Source organism: Janibacter sp. CFPM2_SD2, from assembly GCF_057364645.1.
In genome coordinates, this window is sequence record NZ_JBNFOF010000249.1 from 1 (window position 1) to 3,732 (window position 3,732).

Consider the following 3,732-nt stretch of genomic DNA (forward strand, 5'->3'; position numbering starts at 1 on the left):
GCGCCGACCCCGCGCCCGCCGGCGCATCGTCGCGCTTGCTGCGCGACTCCTCCGAGACCAACCCCGCGGCCCAGCGGGCCATCGGGCTGCTGCTCGAGGCGGCTCGTGGCGTCGACGAGTCCCGGGCGGCCTAACCTCCCTCCGCCCGGTGCCGGGTCGAGGTGTGCGCGACCGAATGGTCGGTCGCTGCCACCTCCACCCGTGGGAGCCGCGCGTCAGGCGACCCGCGCGCCCAACCGGGTGCGGGCCCGGGCACCGCGTCGGCCTACCTCGACCGTGCCCGTCGCCGCGCCCAGGCCGATGCGCGCGCCGTTGCCGTAGAGGGTCTCGATGCCGGTGGCCGGCACGGCGAAGGTCTCGTGCCAGATGCCGACGGCTCCGGGGTGCTTGCGCGCGGCGGCGTTGAATCGCTTCCACGCCGGCAGGTGGGCGTGGTCGGCGGAGCTGGCGTAGCGGTAGAGCTGTTCGGTGCTGCGCCAGTACTGCACGACCCAGGGGCCGCGGCGTCCCATGAGGGTCGTCGCCCCGAGGAAGCCGAGGTCCTCGCCCTCGCCGCGTGCGGCCGCCCCCTTCGCCCGCTCGAGCTCGGCGATCATCCGCGGCATGGCCGTGAAGACGGGCCACCACAGGTCGATGCGGTGCGGCTGGGCGATGGTCATCCCGATGTTGAAGACGACGACGTCGTCGTCGCCCGCGTGGGTGTGGTGCTGCATGAGGGTGCCTCCCGATCCCTGGATAGTGCGGCTATCCAGTATTGGGTAGGTCTACTATCCGGCGCAAGAGGTGAGCCCATGAAGATCTCCGAGCTGTCCGCCGCGACCGACGTCCCGGTCGCCACGCTCAAGTACTACCTGCGCGAGGGCCTGCTGCAGCCCGGTGAGGCGCTCTCGCGCACGAGCGCGAGCTACGGCGACGACCACGTCGAGCGGGTCCGGCTGATCCGGGCGCTGACGAGCGTCGGCGGGCTGTCGCTGGCCACGACTCGCCAGGTCCTCGAGGTCATCGCCGACCCCGGCACCTCCCGGGTCGACGTGCTGGGCGCCGCGCAGCGGGCCCTGCTCGGCGAGGACTTCGTGGCCGGTCCCGACGGTGACGACCCGACGAAGGGGAGGTCCCCCCTTCGCGTGCCCGCGCCTGGCTGGCGGAGGCCGGCTGGCAGGTCCACCCGCAGGACCCCGTCATCGACGACCTCGACACGGCGTGGGCCGCGTGCGACGCGGCCGGCCTCGGCCTCGACGAGGCGCGGATGACGCAATATGCCGACGGTGTGCTGCGCATCGCCCGCGTCGACGTCGACTCGGTCCCGGCGGACCCGGCCGGCGCCGTCCGCCAGGTCGTCCTCGGCACCGTCCTCGTCGACCGCGTCCTTGCCCCGCTGCGCCGCCTGGCCCAGCAGCACCTCGCCGTGAGCGAGGGCGACTGACCCTCGCTTTGGGGATCCGGCGGATCATGGGGCACAATGAGACGGCTCGTGCGCCGGAAGGCGCTGGGCACACTCTTTGCGCGAGTGGCGGAACGGCAGACGCGCTGGCTTCAGGTGCCAGTGTCCGAAAGGGCGTGGGGGTTCAAATCCCCCTCGCGCACAGATCCGAAGGGCGTCGCACCGGTTGGTGCGGCGCCCTTCGTCGTGCTCGGGGTCAGGCGCCGACGACCTCGCCGTTGCGCGGCAGCCGACCGCCGAAGCTCATCGGCACCGCCTGCGCCACCTCGACGGGCAGCCGGTCGATCGCCTGCACGTGCACGTGCGGCTCGGTGCTGTTGCCGGAGTTGCCGCAGCGGGCCACGAGCTGACCGGTGCGCACCTGCTCGCCGACCGCCACCGCCACGCTGTCGCGCTGGAGGTGGCACATGACGACCACGCCGCCGTCGCAGCGGATCATCACGTGGTTGCCGGCGAGGGCGGGCCAGCCGGCGGCCGCCCGCCGGCCCTGGGTCAGGGCATAACCGAGCGACGGCAGCCCCCGGTATGCCGCGTGGTCGGGCTCGCCGTCGTGGGCAGCGACGACCTCGCCGGCCACGGGCGCGACGATCGCCCGGCCGAAGCCCGGGAAGTCCTCCGGCGCCTGCGGCCGCAGCAGGCTCGCCCACGTGATCGGCGCGGTCCGTTGGTCCCCGCCCACGGGGACGAAGTCGATGGCGTGGGCCGACGCGAAGCGGGTCGTCCCGTGGCTCGGCACCCGGTCGGCCGGGCTGTTGCGCACGATCCACCTCCCGGCGAAGGGGAGGGCGAGCTCGATCGTCATCGTGACCGACTCCTTTCGCCTCGTGCCGTGTCGGAGGACCCCTGTGCTGGCCTAGGGTCCCAGCATGAGCGCACCTCCTCCCGCACCGCGACCCTCGTCGGGGCTGCGGGGTGCCGTGCCCTACCTGCTCATTGGCCTCGGCGCGCTCCTGGGCTGCTGCGGACTCGGGGTCGTCGCCTACGGCGGGCTCGGCGCGATCATGGTCGACCAGGCGAGCGAGGACCCCTGGGTCGTGTGGTCGCTCGTCCTCGGTCTCGCCGCCAGCGTGATCGCTCTCGTGGCCCTCGTCATCGGCATCGTCATGCTGCTGCGGCGCCCCCGCGGCTGACGGCTCGAGGGCGGGCTTCTCAGCCGCTGCGGCCGAGCAGGGCCTGCAGCGCCGCGTGCGCACCAGCCCCGTCCCGCACCTCGGAGAAGGCATTCTGCGAAGACAGCAGGTCGTCGGCCTCCGGGTGCTGCGAACGCCCGAGGACGAAGGTCGTCGTCCAGTCCTGACCGGGCCTGACCTGCAGGGTCGCCACGTGCTGCGGCAGGAAGGTGTTGACGACGAGGGCGCCGCTGCCGTCGCGCTGGGCGATGAGGGCGCGCCGGTCGGTGACAGCCCTGACCGCGACGAAGGCGGGCGGGCCGCCGCCGGTCGGGTGCGGGTTCGTCGCCGCCTGGTGGGCGCGGTGCACCGTGGCGGCCCGCCGCAGCAGGCCGGTGAGCACGACGAGCCCGAAGAGGACGACGACGCCGACCGCGACGAGGCCGGCCGTCGTGCTGATCGACCCGACGACGCTCCACATGCCATCGGAGCAGAAGCCGAAGACGATGAAGAGGAAGACCACCGCCCCCAGCACCAGCTGGCTGCTCCACCGCTCGACGAGCACCGGCAGCCGGCCCGGCTCCCGCCAGGTCACCCGCTCCCCGGGGTGGACGACCTCGGCGAGCAGCTGCTCGTGGTGCGGTCCCATGGTCGTCTGGCGCAGCGTGACGGGCGAAGGGGAGGTCGCCCCCTTCGCCTCGACGATGGTCCGCTCGGCCTCTCGTGACTCGTCGGCGGTGAGGTCGAGGAAGCCGACCGGACGGTGGCCGGACATGTCCGACCCGCGCGAGCTCTGCGTCGTGAGCACGTCCCAGGAGAGCTGCGCCGGACCGCGGTTCGGGACCCGACGGGTCAGCTGCGGGAGGGCGTCGAGCGCCACCTCCTCGACGACGCGCGCCCGCCCGTCGGGCCGGTCGATCTCCGCCGCGCGGCGGTCGGTGACGACGGAGGCGACCGGCGGGGTGCCGAGTACGGCGCGACGCAGCGGCCGGACGAGCAGCACCGCGAGGACGATCCCGACGCGGCGCCGCCCCACCCCCGTAGGTCGAGGCTGCGGCCACCGGGTCCGGCGAGCCGGCGTCCGGCCCCGCCGCCACGAAGGCCATCGTCACCATGCCGCCCACGAGGGCGCCCACGATGCCGAGGAAGACCAGCGCGCCGAAGAGGTCAGCGGCGCGCGGC

The 3,732-nt window shown here is 73.9% G+C and carries 6 protein-coding genes and 1 tRNA gene; 4 read left to right on the top strand and 3 right to left on the bottom strand.

Going from position 1 to position 3,732, the window contains the following annotated elements; translation table 11 throughout:
* Positions 1-215 precede the first annotated feature (215 nt).
* Entirely contained in the window at positions 216-713 is a 498-nt protein-coding gene (locus tag AC2W7J_RS16605) for a DUF4188 domain-containing protein (protein ID WP_485983756.1), read from the bottom strand.
* 78 nt (positions 714-791) lie between these two features.
* Here AC2W7J_RS16605 and AC2W7J_RS16610 point away from each other — a divergent pair, with 78 nt between their 5' ends.
* The 3 genes from AC2W7J_RS16610 (at position 792) to AC2W7J_RS16620 (ending at position 1,584) form a co-directional block, all read left to right on the top strand.
* Entirely contained in the window at positions 792-1,250 is a 459-nt protein-coding gene (locus AC2W7J_RS16610; RefSeq protein ID WP_485983758.1) for a MerR family transcriptional regulator, read from the top strand.
* Positions 1,247-1,423, top strand: a complete 177-nt coding sequence (locus AC2W7J_RS16615; RefSeq protein ID WP_485983760.1) for a hypothetical protein — start codon at positions 1,247-1,249, stop codon at positions 1,421-1,423. The genes AC2W7J_RS16610 and AC2W7J_RS16615 overlap by 4 nt, the downstream gene beginning before the upstream one ends.
* 77 nt (positions 1,424-1,500) lie before the next feature.
* Positions 1,501-1,584, top strand: a tRNA-Leu gene (locus AC2W7J_RS16620).
* Between the two features lie 53 nt (positions 1,585-1,637).
* On the opposite strand, the gene AC2W7J_RS16625 is transcribed toward AC2W7J_RS16620, so the two are convergent.
* Positions 1,638-2,243, bottom strand: a complete 606-nt coding sequence (locus AC2W7J_RS16625) for a M23 family metallopeptidase (RefSeq protein WP_485983762.1) — start codon at positions 2,241-2,243, stop codon at positions 1,638-1,640.
* A 64-nt stretch (positions 2,244-2,307) separates the two neighbouring features.
* Here AC2W7J_RS16625 and AC2W7J_RS16630 point away from each other — a divergent pair, with 64 nt between their 5' ends.
* Positions 2,308-2,571, top strand: coding sequence for a hypothetical protein (locus AC2W7J_RS16630; RefSeq protein ID WP_485983764.1), 264 nt, complete (start codon positions 2,308-2,310; stop codon positions 2,569-2,571).
* Positions 2,572-2,590: 19 nt separating this feature from the next.
* Here AC2W7J_RS16630 and AC2W7J_RS16635 read toward each other — a convergent pair whose 3' ends face one another.
* Positions 2,591-3,586 (bottom strand): hypothetical protein, encoded by a 996-nt coding sequence (locus tag AC2W7J_RS16635; protein ID WP_485983766.1) that lies wholly within the window; start codon positions 3,584-3,586, stop codon positions 2,591-2,593.
* Positions 3,587-3,732: the final 146 nt, after the last annotated feature.

Bases quoted from the DNA above. Each gene is read 5' to 3' on its own strand.
- AC2W7J_RS16605 (WP_485983756.1), bottom strand. From the start codon at position 713: ATGCAGCACCACACCCACGCGGGCGACGACGACGTCGTCGTCTTCAAC.
- AC2W7J_RS16610 (WP_485983758.1), top strand. From the start codon at position 792: ATGAAGATCTCCGAGCTGTCCGCCGCGACCGACGTCCCGGTCGCCACG.
- AC2W7J_RS16615 (WP_485983760.1), top strand. From the start codon at position 1,247: ATGACGCAATATGCCGACGGTGTGCTGCGCATCGCCCGCGTCGACGTC.
- AC2W7J_RS16625 (WP_485983762.1), bottom strand. From the start codon at position 2,243: ATGACGATCGAGCTCGCCCTCCCCTTCGCCGGGAGGTGGATCGTGCGC.
- AC2W7J_RS16630 (WP_485983764.1), top strand. From the start codon at position 2,308: ATGAGCGCACCTCCTCCCGCACCGCGACCCTCGTCGGGGCTGCGGGGT.